At 69.6% G+C, this 18,036-nt stretch carries 17 protein-coding genes and 2 pseudogenes; 10 read left to right on the forward strand and 9 right to left on the reverse strand.

The features are described 5' to 3' along the window. Window positions 1-33: 33 nt before the first annotated feature. Window positions 34-852 carry a helix-turn-helix transcriptional regulator gene (locus AC3EUV_RS07255; protein ID WP_435602441.1) on the forward strand — a complete coding sequence of 273 codons (819 nt, stop codon included), beginning with the start codon at window positions 34-36 and terminating at the stop codon, window positions 850-852. Window positions 853-867: 15 nt separating this feature from the next. On the opposite strand, the gene mgt is transcribed toward AC3EUV_RS07255, so the two are convergent. From mgt to AC3EUV_RS07275, 4 genes are all read right to left on the reverse strand, one after another. After that, window positions 868-2,079 carry a macrolide-inactivating glycosyltransferase gene (mgt, locus tag AC3EUV_RS07260; RefSeq protein ID WP_435602442.1) on the reverse strand — a complete coding sequence of 404 codons (1,212 nt, stop codon included), beginning with the start codon at window positions 2,077-2,079 and terminating at the stop codon, window positions 868-870. A 197-nt stretch (window positions 2,080-2,276) separates the two neighbouring features. Further along, on the reverse strand, window positions 2,277-3,716 hold the full coding sequence (locus AC3EUV_RS07265) for a hypothetical protein (RefSeq protein ID WP_435602443.1): 1,440 nt from the start codon (window positions 3,714-3,716) through the stop codon (window positions 2,277-2,279). Between the two features lie 65 nt (window positions 3,717-3,781). Next, the gene (locus AC3EUV_RS07270; protein ID WP_435602444.1) at window positions 3,782-4,876 is read right to left on the reverse strand and encodes a WXG100 family type VII secretion target; all 1,095 of its coding nucleotides are present in this window, start codon (window positions 4,874-4,876) and stop codon (window positions 3,782-3,784) included. After that, window positions 4,876-5,202 carry a WXG100 family type VII secretion target gene (locus tag AC3EUV_RS07275; RefSeq protein WP_435602445.1) on the reverse strand — a complete coding sequence of 109 codons (327 nt, stop codon included), beginning with the start codon at window positions 5,200-5,202 and terminating at the stop codon, window positions 4,876-4,878. The genes AC3EUV_RS07270 and AC3EUV_RS07275 overlap by 1 nt, the downstream gene beginning before the upstream one ends. Window positions 5,203-5,905: 703 nt before the next feature. Here AC3EUV_RS07275 and AC3EUV_RS07280 point away from each other — a divergent pair. The 5 genes and pseudogenes from AC3EUV_RS07280 (at window position 5,906) to AC3EUV_RS07300 (ending at window position 8,472) form a co-directional block, all read left to right on the forward strand. Then, entirely contained in the window at window positions 5,906-6,103 is a 198-nt protein-coding gene (locus AC3EUV_RS07280; RefSeq protein WP_435602446.1) for a hypothetical protein, read from the forward strand. A 276-nt stretch (window positions 6,104-6,379) separates the two neighbouring features. Next, window positions 6,380-6,946: an HNH endonuclease gene (locus AC3EUV_RS07285; protein ID WP_435602461.1), complete on the forward strand. Its 567-nt coding sequence runs from the start codon at window positions 6,380-6,382 to the stop codon at window positions 6,944-6,946. Continuing rightward, entirely contained in the window at window positions 6,939-7,118 is a 180-nt protein-coding gene (locus AC3EUV_RS07290) for a hypothetical protein (protein WP_435602447.1), read from the forward strand. Before AC3EUV_RS07285 ends, AC3EUV_RS07290 begins: the two co-directional genes overlap by 8 nt. A 139-nt stretch (window positions 7,119-7,257) precedes the next feature. Continuing rightward, window positions 7,258-7,530 (forward strand): annotated as a pseudogene (locus tag AC3EUV_RS07295) (NUDIX hydrolase); the annotation flags it as partial. Window positions 7,531-7,707: 177 nt separating this feature from the next. After that, window positions 7,708-8,472, forward strand: a complete 765-nt coding sequence (locus AC3EUV_RS07300; protein WP_435602448.1) for a hypothetical protein — start codon at window positions 7,708-7,710, stop codon at window positions 8,470-8,472. 311 nt (window positions 8,473-8,783) lie between these two features. Here AC3EUV_RS07300 and AC3EUV_RS07305 read toward each other — a convergent pair whose 3' ends face one another. From AC3EUV_RS07305 to AC3EUV_RS07315, 3 genes are all read right to left on the reverse strand, one after another. After that, window positions 8,784-9,146, reverse strand: a complete 363-nt coding sequence (locus tag AC3EUV_RS07305; RefSeq protein WP_435602449.1) for a DUF6247 family protein — start codon at window positions 9,144-9,146, stop codon at window positions 8,784-8,786. 142 nt (window positions 9,147-9,288) lie between these two features. Continuing rightward, window positions 9,289-9,969 carry a peptide-methionine (S)-S-oxide reductase MsrA gene (msrA, locus tag AC3EUV_RS07310; protein ID WP_435602450.1) on the reverse strand — a complete coding sequence of 227 codons (681 nt, stop codon included), beginning with the start codon at window positions 9,967-9,969 and terminating at the stop codon, window positions 9,289-9,291. Window positions 9,970-10,124: 155 nt separating this feature from the next. Continuing rightward, window positions 10,125-11,285, reverse strand: coding sequence for a hypothetical protein (locus AC3EUV_RS07315; RefSeq protein ID WP_435602451.1), 1,161 nt, complete (start codon window positions 11,283-11,285; stop codon window positions 10,125-10,127). A gap of 200 nt (window positions 11,286-11,485) precedes the next feature. Here AC3EUV_RS07315 and AC3EUV_RS07320 point away from each other — a divergent pair, with 200 nt between their 5' ends. Continuing rightward, complete coding sequence (locus tag AC3EUV_RS07320) at window positions 11,486-12,646, forward strand: cystathionine gamma-synthase (RefSeq protein WP_432144971.1); 1,161 nt, start codon at window positions 11,486-11,488, stop codon at window positions 12,644-12,646. 327 nt (window positions 12,647-12,973) lie between these two features. On the opposite strand, the pseudogene AC3EUV_RS07325 reads toward AC3EUV_RS07320, so the two are convergent. Next, a pseudogene (locus AC3EUV_RS07325) lies at window positions 12,974-13,459 on the reverse strand (sigma factor-like helix-turn-helix DNA-binding protein); the annotation flags it as partial. Window positions 13,460-13,593: 134 nt separating this feature from the next. After that, a complete protein-coding gene (locus tag AC3EUV_RS07330; RefSeq protein ID WP_432144972.1) occupies window positions 13,594-14,094 on the reverse strand; it encodes a MarR family winged helix-turn-helix transcriptional regulator in 501 nt (166 codons plus the stop codon). 209 nt (window positions 14,095-14,303) lie between these two features. Between AC3EUV_RS07330 and ilvA the strand changes: the two genes are divergently transcribed. The 3 genes from ilvA (at window position 14,304) to AC3EUV_RS07345 (ending at window position 17,847) form a co-directional block, all read left to right on the forward strand. Then, the gene (gene ilvA / locus AC3EUV_RS07335) at window positions 14,304-15,575 is read left to right on the forward strand and encodes a threonine ammonia-lyase (RefSeq protein ID WP_432144973.1); all 1,272 of its coding nucleotides are present in this window, start codon (window positions 14,304-14,306) and stop codon (window positions 15,573-15,575) included. Window positions 15,576-15,862: 287 nt separating this feature from the next. Then, window positions 15,863-16,972: an ATP-binding cassette domain-containing protein gene (locus tag AC3EUV_RS07340; protein ID WP_435602452.1), complete on the forward strand. Its 1,110-nt coding sequence runs from the start codon at window positions 15,863-15,865 to the stop codon at window positions 16,970-16,972. Continuing rightward, entirely contained in the window at window positions 16,969-17,847 is an 879-nt protein-coding gene (locus tag AC3EUV_RS07345; RefSeq protein ID WP_432144975.1) for an ABC transporter permease, read from the forward strand. The genes AC3EUV_RS07340 and AC3EUV_RS07345 overlap by 4 nt, the downstream gene beginning before the upstream one ends. Window positions 17,848-18,036 lie beyond the last annotated feature (189 nt).

Raw genomic sequence — 18,036 nt, forward strand, 5'->3', positions numbered from 1 at the left:
AACGTACTTATTCTGGAACTGAAGGTGCCAGCCATGCCACTACAGCCGGACCAACGCCGTGAGTTGGCTGCCTTCCTGCGCAGCCGGCGGGAACGCCTCACCCCGGACGAGGTCGGCCTCCCGCAGACCGCGCGCCGCCGCACGCCAGGACTGCGCCGGGAGGAGCTGGCACTGCTCGCCGGGATCAGCGCCACCTGGTACACGTACCTGGAGCAGGGACGGAAGATCCGTGCCTCCGAACAGGTACTGACCGCCCTGGCCACGGCCCTGCGGCTCGACCGCCACGAGCGCGCCCATCTCCTCCAGCTCGCCGGACACCCGACCGCCGACGCCCCCGGGGAACCCGAACCGCTCCCGCCCGACGCGGCCGCCGTGCCCGCGCTGCTCCAGCCGAACCCGGCGTACATCATCGGCGGCAACTACGACGTGCTCAGCCACAACCGGGCGGCCGCCGCCCTCTTCCCACGGCTCATCGACCACGGGGCGCGGCGGCCGCCCAACTTCGTCCGCTGGGTATTCCTCGAACCGCTGGCCCGGGACATCGTCATCGACTGGGAAGCAGAGGCCCGCGCCCTCCTCGCCCGCCTCCGCACCCAGGCCGGCCGCCATCCCACCGACCCGCGCTACACCCGCCTGATCGACGAGCTGACCGACCACAGCCCGGAAGCGCGCACCTGGTGGAGCCAGTACGAGGTCCAGCCCCGCCACAGCGGCCACAAACGCCTGCACCACCCCCGACGAGGCCCGGTCACCTACACCTACACCGCCTTCCACCTGGCCGAACAGCCGGACCAGACAATGGTGGTGTACGTCGAGGCGGCGGCATCCGGGCAGCCGCCGCCCGAGAATTGAGACCGTGATGCGACCTCACCCCACGGGCAGCTCGGCCTCGATGAGATCGGCCGCCCTCTGGGTCCCGCCCTCGCCCGCCATCTCCCGCTGGACGGCCGCGAGGCGCCGCGCCACCTCCGGGTCGTCGACGAGCGCGAGCACCGCCGAGCGGAGGGTGGCCGCGTCCGCCTGGTCCATCGGCACCTGGCGGGCCACGCCGAGTCCCTGGAGCAGGTCCGCGTTACCGAACTGGTCAACGGCCTGCGGTACGGCCACCATGGGCGTGGCCGTGGCCAGACCCTCCTGGCTGCCGCCCGCCCCGGCGTGCGTGATGAACGCATCGGCCTTCCGCAGGATCGCCAACTGCGGCACCCATTGCCGCACTTCGACGTTCCCAGGAACCTCCCCGAGGTCTTCGGCAGTGACATGCTTGCCTACCTGGAGCACGACATGCCAGCCCGGCAGATCGCCGAACGCCTTGATGCACTCGCGGTAGAACCCGGGATGCTTGGTGAAGGCCGAACCGAGCGAGACCAGCAGCACGCGCTCGGCGCCCACGGGCCGCTCCCAGTCCCCCTGCGCCGCACGCTCCCCCTGGCAGGCGCCGACAAACGAGTGGACCTGCTCATCAACCCGGTCGGCATGCGGCTGTAGCGCCTTCGGGATGAGCACGAGCGAACGACGGGGACGGCCGACGAACGGATCGGGATGCTGCGTGATCCCGTTCTCCGCCAGCCAGTTGCTGAACTTCTCGTAGTACGCCCGCCCGCGCTCGGTCTCCTTGGGCTCCGCCCACATCGGCTCGGCGACCTCCTCCTCATACCCCTCCCACGCCACGAGGTTCGGCGAGAGCGAGACCGCCGGCACCCCCCAGCGGTGCGCAAGAACGCGCGCCGGGTAAGAGGTGATGTCATGCAGCACGAGATCCGGCTCATCCCCGCGATAGGACTCGATGAGCTGCGGCAGCACCTGCATCGCGTCATTCAGAAACGGCTCGACATTGTCGAGAAGCGTGGTCCCCCACGCCGACGGGTCATCATCCGGCGACGGCAGCGTCGTGCGATACAACACGGGCTCCGCCCCGGTCTCGGCAACCTTCTCCGCAAAAACCTCCGGAATTGCATAGGTAACGCGGTGCCCCCGGTCCACAAGCTCCCGAATCACCTCAAGACTCGGGTTCACGTGCCCATGGGCGGCGATGGAGAACATGGCGATATGCGTATGCCTGGGGTGTTCCGGCTTCGTCATGCCCTCAAGCTAAACGAGACGATACGTCTCGTGCAACCTATTTCCGGGCGACGGTCCCTGCGGGGAGGGCTGGGGCAACCGCGCCCCGCCGTACCTGACGACAAAAAAGCTGCCGACCGGACGGGAATCCGGTCGACAGCTCCTTCAGCGCTTCACCTTCGTGTCTGCGTGCCCGCTTACCGCGCCTGCGTGCCCGCCTACCGCGCCGGCGTGGAGGAGGGCGAGCCTGCTCCGCCCGATCCGTCGGCTGCTGCCGCCCGCCAGGCCGTCGACAGCGCCTCTGCACCGGCCGCGCCGAGCGCACACAGCACGCCACCGACCGCCGCCCACCAACGTCCGGCGCCCAACGAGGTCGTGGCCAGCAGCCCGGCCAGCGCAAGAGCGGCGACTGCGGCGATCATCGCGCCGCGCCGGACGCGCAGCGGCCAGCCGGCGCGTGGATCCCAAAGGTGCACCTCCCGCTGGGCGTCGACCGGCGCCCCGGCCTCGCCGGGAGTCCCGGTTCCGCTCTCCTCGGCCAGCCGCTCGGCTTCGGTGCGTACCACCTGGCCGTGCAGAACCCAGCCGGAATCGCCGACCAGTACGGCAGGCTCCAGTTGTTGCCCGTCCTTCTGCCCCGCCCGCCAGCACAGCCACAGCGATTCCGCGCCCAGCTGCTCGGCGTACCCGTCGGTGGCCTCGTCCAAGACGAAGCGCACCTCCCCGCCGTCCGTCCCGATCACCAGCTGATCGAGCTTCCTCGACGCCTCCTTACGGCCGGACTTCTCCGTATGCGGAGGGAGTTGGGACACACCATCCCCCGTACAGCGTCCCCGTACGGCCCGGTCGTGCGCCGTCCACCGCGTGAGCGTTCTGACCCCACCGGAGTGCACGACTTGCAGTCCACTCATGAACCCGGCCCCCAGGAGCCAGATGACGAGCAGGGCCGTCCTCGCTCCCGGGGCGAGCGGGGCGCCGTCCAGTGCCGCGCGCAGCGGCCCCGGCAGTCCTTGGACGGCGCCGAGGTCAGGCTTCGACGGGGCATACAGGACCGTCACCTTGGAGCCGGGACGCAGCGGTTCCGGCGTATGCGTGGACACCGTGGCCGGGACGTTTTCGCCGGTCCCCGCATGGGGGAGGGCGACCACAGAGACGGCGGTGTAATAGTCCCTGCCACGGCTCGGGTTGTGCCGCTCGCTGTTCCGTACGCCGGTCACCCGTACGTCCTGGATGACTCCGCCCGCCGCGGCAATCCCGTCGACCGGCGCCGGCCGCTCGGCATCCCCTGCTCCCAGTGCTGCGAACCCCAGGACAGCGGTCGTACAGCAGAACACCGCGGCCGCGCCCCGCAGTTGCGCCGGCCGCCTGGCGGGGAGCTTCGAGGGGAGGGCGGGCGGACCGGCGGCGTGCGGCGTATGAGCGGGCACCGGCCGCAGCGCGGCAAAGGTGTCCACGCCGTTCCGGTGCCCGGCACCGCGCTGCCGGAGCGCCACCGCGGTCAGACAACCGAGCACCACGGCCAGGCAGGCCACGATGCCCCACTGCCGCACCTGCTCATCGACGCAGAACATCCAGATCGCCGGTACGGCCACCACCGCCGGGCATCCCACCAAGGCGATCACCGCGGCCGCCCGCCGGGTCGCCCGCCCCGCACGCACTGCCCCTTCCCCCGATGCCTCCGATGCCCCTGATGCCCCCACTCCCGCCGTCCCTTCGTCCGCCCTCATCCGAAGACGTCCTCGATCCGGTCCGTACCGGAGGTGTCCAGGCCGCCCGTGCGCTTCTTGGCGGCGGCTTCAGCCTCATCGGACGACTTGGTCGCCGATTCGACGCCGTCCTTGGCGTCGTTCCCCGCCGGACCGCCGAAGACCGGTACGGCGGCATTCATGGCGACATCCTGCCCGAGGTCCCGCCCGGCATGGGTCGGCCGGATATCGAAGGCCCGCTGGAAACTGACGCCTTCGGCGGCTCCACCGCCCGCCGCTGCACCGGTGACGGCAGTGATCGCGGAGGAAGCCGGATCGAATTCCTTCTCTTTGTCGAAGGCCGCATCCAGGGCATCACCGGTCACACCGCCCGCGGCGCCCCCCGCGGCGCCGGTGACAAACGTCTTGCCGAACCGGTTACCCATCAGCCGTTCCGCGACCTTGCCGGCGCCGGTACCCACGGTGGCGCCGCCGAGTCCACCCAGGGCATTTGTCTGCCATTCCGGGCCCTTACCGCTGATAAGGCTGGTTGCCACGCCGCCTGCCGTGCCACCCGCCCAGTTGGCGAGGGCGTCGAGGACGATCTTCCCTTTTCGGCCGGCGTAGAGCGTACGGAATATCGAGGCCACCCGCTGGAGCAGGACCCCCAAACGGCCGGCAGCGGCAACCGCCCTCGCTGCCAGCTGTGCGATCCGGGTGGCGGCGGCCGCCGTGGAGAGTCCGAAGCTGAAGAGGGATGTCGCGGCGGATACGGCTACCGAAATGCCGATCTCCGCATAAATGCCGTGGATCTCATCATTGATCTCTTCGATGCTCTTCGCGGCCTCATCCAGACCCTTTGCGCAGTGCTCGAACTCGCCCGTCGTATCGTCGATCGCTGATTTGAGCTGCTTCCAGTGATTCTGGAACGCTTCGGCTGCCGGGCCGCGCCAGGTTTCCCCGACGGTTCCCTTCACCTGCCGGTCGAGCTTGGAGAACATCTCTTCTGCTTCGTGGGCCAGCGCCCGCCAGCCCGCAGCGGCCTCTCTCAGGACATCGGGCCTGCCACCGGGGTTGATCGCCTCGATGCCGACCTCGAATACCTTTTCGACCACCGACTCGTCGTCGCTCATCAGTGGCCCCCCTTGCGGCCGAAGAGGGCCGCCACATCGTCATCACTGGTCTCGGTATTGCGTGTGACCTGCTCCAGTGCGGCGCCGATTTCGTCCAAATGGCGATGGACTTTCTCCATCGCCGCGGTCACGTCCTTCGAATAGTCAACGTATGCAGAGGTAACCTCCTCCGATTCGGTAAGCACACCGAATCCGTCACTGATTGCTTCCTCCCCGGTCTTCTGGGAAAAAGTCTTCAGATGACTTTGCAGGTCGTAGGCATGCGTTTCGAAACTTTTCGCCAGCTTCCGTAGTGCCGCGGAGTCGACAAATACCTCGTCGGACACACTATGCCTCACGCTTCATTGATGAAATCTCCGGCCGGCCAGTTCTCTGGCCTATAACACGCGTAAAGACTAGGGGCGAGATTCAGGCGTCGCAAGGCTGGAAGTATTCGCCTCAACGATTCCTTCGTATTGCGCGGAGAGTTCGACCTCTGGGCGAATTGTCGGCTTGGTCGGCGGTGACGGGTCCGCCCGGGGATATGCTGCTGGGCATTGCTCATAAAGCACCCTTTTCCGCTGATCGCCGCCGATTTCAAAGGGGGCGTCACGGGCGGATGTCCATGCACTCGGTCGCATCCCATGCCCAGCAGGGCTTCCGATTCCCGCAAGCTTCTGAAGCCGACGCCATCGGGCATCGGGCGTTGGGTATCGAGCCTCGGGCATCGGGCATCGGGCATCGAGCCTCGGGCTTCGACATGCGGCGCTGAGTAGCCGGGTCGACACTTTTTGGGGGGAGGGGCAACGCGCGGGCATGACTGGAAGTCACCCAGATGGTGGGCCGACGGGGCGGGAGCCGTACGTCAGAGAGGCACCGCAACCACAGCACCGGACTACGTTCGGTGGCTGCCCTCCAGAACCTCCAAACGGCCTGTATGACCGCCGCTGACCGAACCAGTAAGAGTGACGGATCAGGCTGAGGGGACCGCACCGCCGGTAGTTCGCACTGAGGGTCGGTAGAGGGGCCGGCCAGACGTATCGTGAGCCCATGCGCAACGAGAGGCACGACGAGCCGCTGTCCGGTGAGGAGTTGGAGTTTTTCCTCCAGTACCTTCACCGCTTCGCACGGCACGACGTGGATCTGTTCACTTTCATGGAAGTTGGCGACCCCTCCGATCCCCGCTACGTGACGTTGACCAGCGAGCCCGCTCCCGGCATTGACCGGTCCGCATACCGTCGCCCTTGAGCGCGCGGTTCGAGGAGTATCTGGCATCCATGGCTGACATCAACGGCGATGAACTCCGGCGGCTCTAGGTGGTCGAGGACGCCGCCGCGGGTCCCTGCGGAATCGTCATGCGGGACAGCTGATCGAACTCCTAAAGCGGTGTTCATGCACGTATTCGGGCTGTGCCTGTGGGCAGGGAACGGTCCGTATGCGTCCGCCGCGACCTCGGGTGCCGTTGTCAGTGGCTAGTGGCATGCTCTTGCTGCTCTGAGACAACCCAGAGGGGGCGGCATGTCCATGCCGAGCAAGTGGGAGATTGCGCAATTTTGGGAGCAAGGTCGGAACCGCGATGAGTTCGCTCCTCATCTGTCTCTTGTTGAACCATGCTGCTTCGCATGCGGATGGTTCTCCGAACGCTGGGAGGAGAAGACCCCTCGCGCTCGCTGGCGTCGAGCCCGCCTAGAACGCGCCCACATAGTGCCTCGAAGCCTCGGTGGTCCAGATACCGCCGACAATCTGCTTCTACTCTGCCGGCCATGCCATGAGGACTCGCCTGACTGGGCCGACCCACGGCAGATGGCCCGCTGGATCGCGACCAGGGCGGAGCGGCCAAGCAAAGAGGTGGAGACTTTCCAGGCATGGTTTGCTGCTGCCGGTGAGACACCAGAGTTCAGGGATGCCGTTTCCTCTGCCGCCACGAAGCAGAATGCGCAAGAGCGAGTGATGGATCTCCTTCAGGACCTAATGGCGCAAGCGGGCACGCACTTTGCTGTTGGGATCAGCCCGGGCACCCGTGTCGCTGTACTTCGGACAGCTGCCGAGCGAATCCGCAGTTGGGACGAACATGGGAGGTCAGATGGCTGACGAGCTCGTGCAGGATTGGGATGACGAGGCTGAGTATCACGCGGCGGTTGGCCGTTCCTGGCTCGTGATCGTCGTCGCGCTGGTGTGCGTCGGGGTTGTGATCAGTGTCGCGCTCGTTGGCGTGTTCGGAGTCTTCGGGGTGTCCGAGGTGTTGTCGATCATCTCCGGCTGACATCAACAGTGGCGGACGCCGGGAGGCCCGAGCGGTCCTTCGTCGCAACGGGGATGGTGGCATCTTCGACACCTAGGCCCAGAGCTTCGACGCGGTCTGGACGACGGTGAAGCCTGTACTCGAGGAGTGAATCCTGTCGCGGAGGGAGACCGGGCTTGATGTGGAGGTCACGGGGCTGGTGGGCACGTACACCGATCCCCGTCACGTGATCGCCTACACGGACGGAGAGGTGCGGCGGCAGTTCAACGTGTGCTTCACCGCAGGCCTCGCCGGGGAGCTTGCGATCTCGGACGAGTCGACGGAGCTGCGGTTCATCCACGCCGATGAGATCGGCGATCTCCCGATGCACCACACGCAGCAGCTCCGTATCCGGCACTTCCTGGAGCATCGGGAGCGCCCCTACCTGGGATGACGACCAGGTTAGTCCCCGGCTGGAGCGACGCCTACCGGGCAGCTCAAGCCTGCACGCGGAGCTTGGGGTGGCACGGCTGCGCAGACACTGGCGCGGCGGTGGCAACCCGCGCGGATCCGGCCGTGGCCCATTTACCCTTGAGCTGGGGCACAGACCGACCTCGCCGGGGTGATGGAGATGCTCGACCTTTCCTCCGCGCTGTCCGATATCCCGCCTCTACGGGGCCAGGCGCCATGGCCCCGGCACGAATACGTCAAGGGCTGGGGTGTCTTCGGGCTGCCTTTTGATTCCGGTCATGTCCTCGCCCTGCGCGTCTTTCCGGAGAACTGCTTCGGTCCCTACCGCACGTTGTGGCATCGCGACCCGAACGGCAGCTGGTCGATTCACGTCGACGGGCCACGACTGCACACCGCATGCCCCAGGTACTACGGCGCGGCCTGCGACCACACCGGGTATGGCCGGATCGGACTCACGTGGACGGGCCCTGCCACTTTGCGGGTGACGATGGATTCCCCCTCCCTGGACTGGACCCTCACCGCCTCTGCGGCACGACTCCTCAGTTTCCTCAACGGCATCAGTGGGGCGCTGCCGCTCGCCACCTGGCGCCCTCGACTCCTGGTGCGGGCTCGTGAGCGCCTGGCCCGTGCGCTGGGAATGGGGGACCTCCAGCTGTCCGGCACGATGCCGAGCGGTCACACCGGAACGCTCATGCCACAGCGGATGTATTTCGTCGACGACTCGCATGCCCTATTCGACGGCGTCGACCTCGGGCGCCCGGTCCAGCTGACGGAGAACCCGCGCATCGGTGATGTGCCCCTGCCGGCCCGCGGGGTTCTGGCTATCGGCCAGGCGGCATGGGAGATTCTCGACCCTGCGGAATATGAACGCACTCGTATCGAGACTGCCCGGGATCTCGCCCTACCGGGAGAGGGCGGTCCGTGACGACGGCGAGGACCGCTCCGGCCACGGATTTCGTCCTGGAACGGAGTGGTGCTGTTCCGCCGCACTGTGAAGAGCGTCGAGCCGGGGAGGCTGTGAAAGCGCACCCAGCGGTCGCTGTAGGCAGCGCGTAGCTCGTGGGCGATGGGCGGTCCCATGGGCCACTGCCGCTGCCACAGTGCGGAGAGACGCTCGCGGTCGAGACCGAGGCTCATCCGTCGGCGGTGCCACGCCTACCGGGCAGCTCATCCGCGTCCCTACGGGGCTCGCGTGCCGAGTAACCCCAGGCACGCATGATGCTTCAGTGGTGACGGCTACAGCGCGTCGAACGCCGGGAGGCCGATGGCGGCGTGGGCTTCGTCCAGGATCCGGCCGATCTCGGAGGCGGCCTGCCGTGCCTGAGCGGCGTCGCCCGATTCGGCAGCGTTCTCCCACCGGCGGAGGTCCGCTGCTGCGTCGGGCTGACGCTGGAGGTGGACATAGGCAGCCCACGATGCGATGAACCGTTGGAGCGGTGCCAGGTCGGAGCCCTGCCGGGACTGGTCGGCCGCTTGGTCCAACTCCCGTGTGAAGGCCGGCAGCGCTGCGGGCGCGATCTGACTGATCGCCTGCCGCAGTGCGGCAACCGTGGCAGGGGGCTGGGGAATGAGTGGCTGCCCAGCGGCGGAGGTGGTCATGGCTACTCCCATGGGCGTGATTCTGATCCCGTGCGTCAGCGTATCCGGCGCAAGTCCTCTCCCACCGCTCGAACGAGTGAGGGAAACGAGTGAGGGAGAGGCAGTGTGACTCCCGCGCCTGGACCGGTTTGGCGGGAGCGCTCTACTGCTCCGTGACTTCCGGCGCCGGAGCCACGCCTACCGGGCAGCTCACCCCCGTCCCGCCGATCCCGCAGTACCCCGTCGGGTTCTTGTCCAGGTACTGCTGGTGGTAGCCCTCCGCCGGGTAGAAGGGGCGGGTGGTGTCGGCGGGGAGGATTTCGGTGGTGATGTCGCTGTGGCCGGCGTTGTGGAGGATGGGGCGGTAGGCGTCGCGGGAGGCTTCGGCGGTGTGTTGTTGGGCGGGGGAGTGGGTGTAGATGGCGGAGCGGTACTGGGTGCCGACGTCGTTGCCCTGGCGGAAGCCCTGGGTGGGGTCGTGGGACTCCCAGAAGAGCTTGAGCAACTGACCGTAGGAGACGACCTTGGGGTCGTAGACGACGCGGACGGCCTCGGTGTGGCCGGTGTGGCCGCTACAGACCTCTTCGTAGGTGGGGTTCGGGGTGTGGCCGCCCTGGTAGCCGACGAGGGTGGTCCAGACGCCCTCGGTCTGCCAGAACTTCCGCTCGGCGCCCCAGAAGCAGCCCAGCCCGAAGTCGGCGATCTCCAGGCCGTCCGGGTACGGGCCGAGCAGCGGGTTGCCGAGGACGGTGTGCCGGTCGGGGACGGCGAAGGCCCGCTCGGGGCGGCCTTCGAGTGCCTCCTCCGGGGTGGGGAGCTGGTTCTTGAAGCGGGAGAACAGCACGGGGATCAGCTCCTGAGGGTGCGGAAGGGAAGGGGGACGACCTGGCGGGCGCTGGGACTGGCGCGGGGGGCGGTGTGCGTAAGGCTGCAGTGACAGAAACGCCCGCAGGGCAGTAGGCATTCCGGCCTCCGAACGCAGTTCCCGGGGGGCCGGACTCAGCTCCCGGATGGCGGAAAGCCCGTGGACGTGCCGCCGAGTTGTTCCCAGCCGGCGATGGCCAGGGCGCGGTAGGCGGCGTATTCGGTGGCGGGGCTGTGGCCGTAGGACCAGGGGACGGCGCCTACGTGGCCGTCGACGAGGCGGAGCTGTTCCATGGCCTCGGCGTAGCGTTCGGCGCGTACCAGGAACCAGACCAGGAGATGGCGGACGTGCGGGGCCATGGGGTGGTCGGCGGGGGCCTCGCGGAGGGCGAAGTGGGCGCCCTCGATGGCGCGCTCGACGACCGCGCTCTGGTAGAGGCTGCGGACCATGTTGGCCTCGGGGAGGTGCTCGTAGACCGCGAAGAGGGGGAGGGCCGGGAGGAGGGTCCCCTTGGGGGCGGCGGCCGCGGCGCGTTCGGCGAAGGACTCGGCCTGCTCGCGGGAGCCGTGCCACTTCTGCGACCAGTAGGGGAGCGCGGCGAGGTGGGCGCCCATGTGCTGCGGGGCGCGCTGGGCGACCTTGGACCAGAGCTCCTCGTAGTCGGCGGGGCGGTCGTGCAGGCCGCGGGCGATCGCCAGCTCGGTGATGTACGGGACCGGGCTGCCGGGGGCCAGCAGCGCCGCTTCCCGGCAGACCGCGCGGGCCTCCTCCAGGATCATCCGGAAGTCCTGGGAGCCCGGGTCGCGCAGCGCCTGGACGACGAGGAACTGGGCGTGCGTCTGGGCGCCGCCGGGGTCCTTGGGGGCCTCCGAGCGCCAGGTGCGCAGCCAGATCCCGCCGGTCCGCCCGCCGTCGCCGTACCCCGGGCCCGTACCGCGCCGCTGCTGCTCCGACGCCTCCTCCGCGGCCAGCTCGAAGGCCGCGGCACCGGCCAGCGTCTGCACCCGCTGCCAGCGGCGCTCCCAGTCGTCGCCGGTGGACTTCAGCAGCTCGGCGGCGGGGCGCCAGTCGTGCGTGCGGCGCATCTCGGCGAGCGCGTCGGCCAGTTCCCGGTCCGGGCCGGGCAGCCGGACGTCGAGCTCCTCCAGCGGTACGAAGCCGTAGCCCGCCATCGGGTCGGAGGCCACCACCAGGCCCTGCCGGGTGTGCTGTACGGCCCGTCGGCGCCGCATCCAGGGCAGGAAGACGAGGCCGCCGAGCGCGAGCGCGGCGAAGAGAACCAGCAGAGCGTCCATGTGGGGTGTCCTGTACCTGAAATTCTTGTAACGGCTGCCTGGGAGCTGCGGTGGGGCGGAGACGGGGGCGGCGGGTGCGAGGGGCGGTGTGCGGCGGGCGGTGACGGGAACCGCTGTGCGGATCCTCGTATGTATCCACTATCCAGCCAACCAGAAAGTTCCGGAAAGTTCGGTTGCGCGGACGACTACCCTCGGCAGGCATGAGCGATCAGCGCGAAGAGCGCCACCAGCATTTCGAGACCCGTGCCATCCACGCAGGTCAGGAGCCTGACGAGGCGACCGGCGCGGTGGTACCTCCCATCTACCAGGTATCCACGTACAAGCAGGACGGCGTGGGCGGGCTCCGCGGCGGCTACGAGTACAGCCGCAGCGCCAACCCGACCCGTACCGCGCTTGAAGAGAACCTCGCAGCCCTGGACGGCGGCCGCCGCGGCCTGGCCTTCGCCTCCGGCCTTGCCGCCGAGGACTGCCTGCTGCGGACCCTGCTGACCCCGGGCGACCATGTCGTCATTCCCAATGACGCCTACGGCGGCACGTTCCGTCTCATCTCCAAGGTCGTCGAGCGCTGGGGCGTGGAGTGGTCGGTGGCCGACACCTCCGACCCGCAGGCCGTGCGCGCCGCACTGCGGCCCCGTACGAAGGCGATCTGGGTGGAGACGCCCAGCAACCCGCTGCTCGGCATCACCGACATCGCGGCGCTCGCCGCCGTCGCCCGGGACGCCGGGGTCAAGCTCGTCGTCGACAACACCTTCGCCAGCCCCTACCTCCAGCAGCCGCTCGCCCTCGGCGCCGATGTGGTGGTCTACTCCACGACCAAGTACATGGGCGGGCACTCGGACGTGGTCGGCGGCGCCCTGGTCGTCAGCGACGACACCCTCGGTGAGGAACTCGCCTACCACCAGAACGCGATGGGTGCGGTCTCCGGCCCGTTCGACGCCTGGCTGGTGATGCGCGGTATCAAGACGCTCGCCGTCCGTATGGACCGGCACAGCGCCAACGCGGAGCGGATCGCGGAGCTGCTGAGCTCCCACAACAAGGTGACCCAGGTGTACTACCCGGGGCTGGCCGAGCACCCGGGCCACGATGTCGCCACCAAGCAGATGCGGTCCTACGGCGGCATGGTGTCGTTCCGGGTCGCGGGCGGCGAGCAGGAGGCGGTGGAGGTTTGCAACCGGGCGCGGCTGTTCACCCTCGGTGAGTCGTTGGGTGGCGTCGAGTCGCTGATCGAGCACCCGGGACGGATGACGCACGCCTCGACGGCCGGGTCGCTGCTGGAGGTCCCCGGCGACCTCGTGCGCCTCTCGGTGGGCATCGAGTCCGTCGACGACCTGCTGGCGGACCTCACGCAGGCGCTGGGCTGACGGGACACCCGCCGGCTCTGCCGTTCACCACCCCTCCACGCGAGGGGTGGTGTGGGCCGGCGGGGGCAGCCACGGCTGGGTCGCGGCCGCCCAGACCAGTGCCGCCAGCACGAGGAGCGCGAGCAGCCGGCCGAGGTGCCGCGCCCGCCTGCGGTGGATCATGAGGCGGCGGCCGCGGGCGGTGGCGCGCGCGGCCAGATCGGCCGGGACGAGCGGATGCGGGCCGGCCAGCATCCGCCGTACCTCGGTCTCCTTGCGGTCGGGGGGACTCATGGCCGTGGGTTCCGGAGTGGTTCCCGGTGCCGGTGCGCAGTCCGCTTCCGGGCACGGGGCCGGTCCGGGGCGGCGGCTGCGCATCTCCCCGAGGGCGTGCAGGCACAGCGCGTGCACCCGCTCGGCGGGCAGGCCGAGTTGGGCGGCGGTCTGCTCCTCGGCCACGTCCTCGTAGAACCGCAGGACGAGGACCAGCCGTTCCTGCGGGGACAGCCGGTCCAGGAGTCCGCCGCGCGGCCGGCGGTGGCGCCGGGCGGTGTGCGCGACAAGGGCGCCGCCCCGCTCCCTGAGAGCCCGGGGGAGGGCGGCCAGCGCCCGGCGGGTGTGCGCGTACGGATCGTCGCCGCGCAGCCGGTCCCAGTCGGCGTACGTCCGCGACAGCGCCCGGAGCAGCAACTCCTCGGCGGCCGGTGCGGGCCGGCCGGCGGGCTCGCAGGTCAGCAGGGTGGCGGTGTGCAGCAGTCGGCCCGCCGCGCCCGCCACGAACCGCTCGAACTCCCGGGCGCGGCGGCGCTCCTGCTCCGACCGCCGCTCTCGCACCGCGCCTCCCGGATGACGGACGCACGACCTTCGTGGCTCCTATGGCACGGCAGTACGGCCGGCCGGTCAAGAGGCGGGACGGGCCCGCGGCGCGGGATCCGGGCCGGCGTCAGGTCAAGCGGTGTGCGCGGGCGTCAGGACGTCGGGCCGGGCGGCGTCAAGGACGCGGTGATGTCGCAGAGGGAGGCGTTGAAGCGCGTCAGGAGTGTGGTGAAGGCGGCGCGCTCCTCCTCGGACCACTGCTCCGTCACCAGGGCCATCAGCGCACGGCGCGAGGTGCGCACCTCCTCCAGACGGGCGTGCCCGCGCTCGGACAGCTGGAGCACCACGGCGCGGCCGTCCTCGGGGTGGGTGGCGCGGCTGACCAGACCGGAGTCGACCAGCGGGGCGACCTGCCGGGTGACCGTCGAGGAGTCGATGCCCATACCGGCGGCCAGGGCCTTGACGCCCATCGGGCCTTCCTGGTCCAGGCGGTTGAGCAGCAGATACGCGGCGCGGTCCATGGAATTGCGCGCCTGTCCGACGCCGCCGAGCCGGCTCTGTTCTGCGCGGCGGGCGAAGACGGCCACTTGGTGCTGTAGCGCGTCGAGGAGAGCGGGGTCGGTGTGGGTCGTCATGTCCGAAGAGGTGGGCATGGCCGGGAGCTCGCTTCGGTGGAAGTGCGTATGGATGGGAGGACAGCGTACGCGGACCCGGCGCGGAGCGTACCTGTGCTGCCCATTCCGATAACGCCCCGTAGCCCCCGGGCGGTCGTGCGGGCACCGCCGTACCCTCGCCCGCCGCGCGTCTGATCACCATTCGGGCAGAAAAGGCTCTCCGGTGGGCGAACTGCGAGACTGGCGGCATGGCCGACCACACGCCGCGCACGCCGCAGGAGACCGCCGCCGCCGCGCCCCCCGCGGAGGGTCCGGCGGCCGCGATCACGGTCGATGACATCCGGGCGGCGCACAAGATGCTCTCCGGTGTCTCCCGGGCCACCGCGATGGAGGGCAGCCGCTATCTGTCCGGGCTGGTCGGCGCGCCCGTGCACCTGAAGTGCGAGAACCTCCAGCGCACCGGCTCCTTCAAGATCCGTGGCGCGTACGTACGGATCGCCGGGCTCTCGGCGCAGGAGCGGGCGGCCGGTGTGGTGGCCGCGAGCGCGGGCAATCACGCACAGGGGGTGGCGTTGGCGGCTTCCCTGCTGGGGGTGCGCTCGACGGTGTTCATGCCGGTCGGCGCCCCGTTGCCGAAGGTCGCCGCGACCCGTGAATACGGGGCGGAGGTACGGCTCCAGGGCCATGTGGTGGACGAGACGCTGGCCGCCGCCCAGGACTACGCGCGCGAGACCGGTGCGGTCTTCATCCACCCCTTCGACCACCACGACATCATCGCCGGGCAGGGCACGGTCGGGCTGGAGATCCTCGAACAGTGTCCGGAGGTACGGACCATCCTCGTCGGGGTCGGCGGCGGCGGGCTGGTGGCCGGGATCGGGCTCGCGGTGAAGGCGCTGCGGCCGGATGTGAAGGTCGTCGGGGTGCAGGCGGCGGGCGCGGCCGCCTATCCGCCGTCCTTGGCGGCCGGGCGGCCGGTGGCGATCGAGGGGCTGTCGACGATGGCCGACGGCATCAAGGTCGGGCGGCCCGGCGAGGTGACCTTCGGGATGGTCGAGGAGCTGGTGGACGAGGTCCGTACGGTCACCGAGGACCAGCTCTCCAGTGCGCTGCTGCTGTGTCTGGAGCGGGCCAAGCTGGTGGTCGAGCCGGCCGGGGCGAGCCCGGTGGCGGCGCTGCTCGCCGACCCGGAGTCCTTCGAGGGGCCGGTGGTCGCGGTGCTGTCCGGCGGCAATGTCGATCCGCTGCTGATGCAGCGCATCCTGCGGCACGGGATGGCCGCCGGCGGCCGCTATCTCTCGCTGCGGCTGCGGCTGACGGACCGGCCGGGGGCGCTCGCGACGCTGCTGGGGGTGCTGTCGGTGGCCGATGCGAACGTCCTCGATGTGGGCCATGTGCGGACGGATCCGCGGCTCGGTCTGACCGAGGTCGAGGTGGAGCTGCATCTGGAGACCAAGGGGCCGGCGCACTGCGCCGAACTGCGGGCGGCGCTGCGCGAGGCGGGGTACTTCGTCACGGAGTGAGGCTGCCGCGACGGATGCGGCAAAAGGGATGGGGCCATGGGGCGTCACGGGTATACCGTGGCGCCCCACACGCGTGGCGAACGTCTGTTTCCTCCCGCTTCCCTCCGCCGCCGCGCGCGAAAATCAGCAAACTGTATCGCGATGTATCGCGTCTGTGCCGTAGTATCCCGGCTGCGGGGTGCCGGTGCGTCATGGTGTTCCGTCGCGGACAAATGCCCATAGAGCAGGCATAGTCCGCCAACCGTAATATTCGACCTGGAACTGACCCAAGCCATGGGAGTACCCCTATGCCAGGCGCCATTTACGCCGAAGGTCTGGTCAAGACCTTCGGCGACGTGAGGGCACTGGACGGCGTCGACCTCGACGTCCCCGAAGGAACCGTCCTAGGAATGCTCGGCCCCAACGGTGCCGGCAAGACCACCGCCGTACGGGTCCTGACGACCCTGCTCCAGCCCGACCGGGGCAAGGCGGTCGTCGCCGGAATCGATGTCCTGGCCCACCCCGACAAGGTGCGGCGCTCCATAGGTCTGTCCGGCCAATTCGCCGCCGTCGACGAGTACTTGACCGGCCGCGAGAACCTGATAATGGTCGGCCAGCTCTACCAGATGAGCGGGCGCGACGCCAAGCGGCGAGCCGCTGAACTGCTGGAACGCTTCCATCTCGGCGATGCCGCGGACCGCACCGCCAAGACCTACTCCGGCGGTATGCGCCGCCGGCTCGACCTCGCGGCCGCATTGGTCGTCAGCCCGCCCGTGATGTTCATGGACGAGCCGACCACCGGCCTGGACCCCCGTAACCGCCAGGGTCTGTGGGACGTCATCCAGGAACTGGTCGCCGGTGGCACGACCCTGCTGCTCACCACGCAGTATCTGGAGGAGGCCGACCGCCTCGCCCACGACATCTGCGTCGTCGACCACGGCAAGGTCATCGCCCGCGGCACCTCCGACCAGCTCAAGGCGCGTACCGGCGGCGAGCGCGTCGAGGTCGTCGTGCACGCCCCCGAGCACCTCACGGTCGCCGACGAGGTCCTGCGCGGCTTCGGCAAGGGCGAGGGCACCGTCGAACCGCACACCCGCAAGCTCACGATCCCGGTGACCGGCGGCGCCAAGCTGCTCGCCGAGGTCATCCGCGAACTGGACCTGCGCGGTGTGGAGATAGACGACATCGGGCTGCGCCGCCCGACCCTCGACGATGTGTTCATCTCGCTGACCGGCCACGCCGCCGAGACCGCGGACGGCAACGGCAACGGCAACGGCAACGGCAACGGCGCGGGCGCCGCGGATGCCGCCCCGGGCGAGGGGGGATCCGTCGGCAGGCAGCAGAAGCGCGGGAAGGCCGCGGCGGCGGCCGGCGCCCCGGACGCGGACGCGACGACCGACAAGGAGGGCGTGAAGTGACCACGGTGACCGAAGCGGCCGACACCGCTCCCGTCCGGCCCCCACGGCCGCGCGGCGGCTTCAGCCGGTCCGTACGCGACTCCCTGGTGGTCGCGAAGCGCAATCTGATACGGATGCTGCGCATTCCCGAAGTGGTGATCTTCGGGCTGATCCAGCCGATCATGTTCGTGGTGCTGTTCACCTACGTCTTCGGCGGCTCCATCAACATCCCCGGCGCCCCCGTGGGCGACGCCCAGGCATATCGCGAGTTCCTGATGGCCGGGATCTTCGCGCAGACGGTCACCTTCGCCACGGCGGGTGCCGGCGCGGGCATCGCCGACGACATGCACAAGGGCCTCATCGACCGGTTCCGGTCGCTGCCGATGTCCCGGGGCGCGGTGCTCACCGGCCGGACCCTCGCCGATCTCGTGCAGACCGCGCTGACGCTGGTGGTGCTGGCGGTCGTCGCGCTGCTGATCGGCTGGCGTACCCACGAGAGCCTCGCCGAGGTGCTGGCCGGCTTCGCGCTGCTGCTTCTGCTCGGCTACGCCTTCTCGTGGATCGGCGCGCTCATCGGCCTCTCGGTGCGCACGCCCGAGGCGGCCACGTCCGGCGGGCTGATCTGGCTCTTCCCGCTGACCTTCATCTCGAATGCGTTCGTGCCGGTCAACGGCATGCCGGCGTTTCTCCAGCATGTCGCGGAGTGGAATCCGTTCAGTGCGACGGTGGCCGCCGCCCGGGAGCTGTTCGGCAACACCATCACCAAGGTGCCGAAGTCGGTGACCGGTGCCTGGCCGATGGAGCATCCGGTGCTGGCCTCGGTGATCTGGTCCCTGGTGATCATCGCGGTCTTCCGGACGCTGGCCGTCCGCAAATACCGGTCGGCCGCGGCCTGAGCGGGCGGGACGGCCCTTGGCGGGCGCTGCGGCGCGCGGCGCAGGGGAGCTCGGCGTACGGTCCCCGGACCCGCGCGGCGTGCGGTACGGCGAAGGGGGGGGGGGGGGGGGGGGGGGGGGGGGGGCGGGGGGTGGGGGGGGGGGGGGGGGGGGGGGGGGGGGGGGGGGGGGGGGGGGGGGGGGGGGGGG

It is taken from the genome of Streptomyces sp. bgisy130, assembly GCF_057708345.1.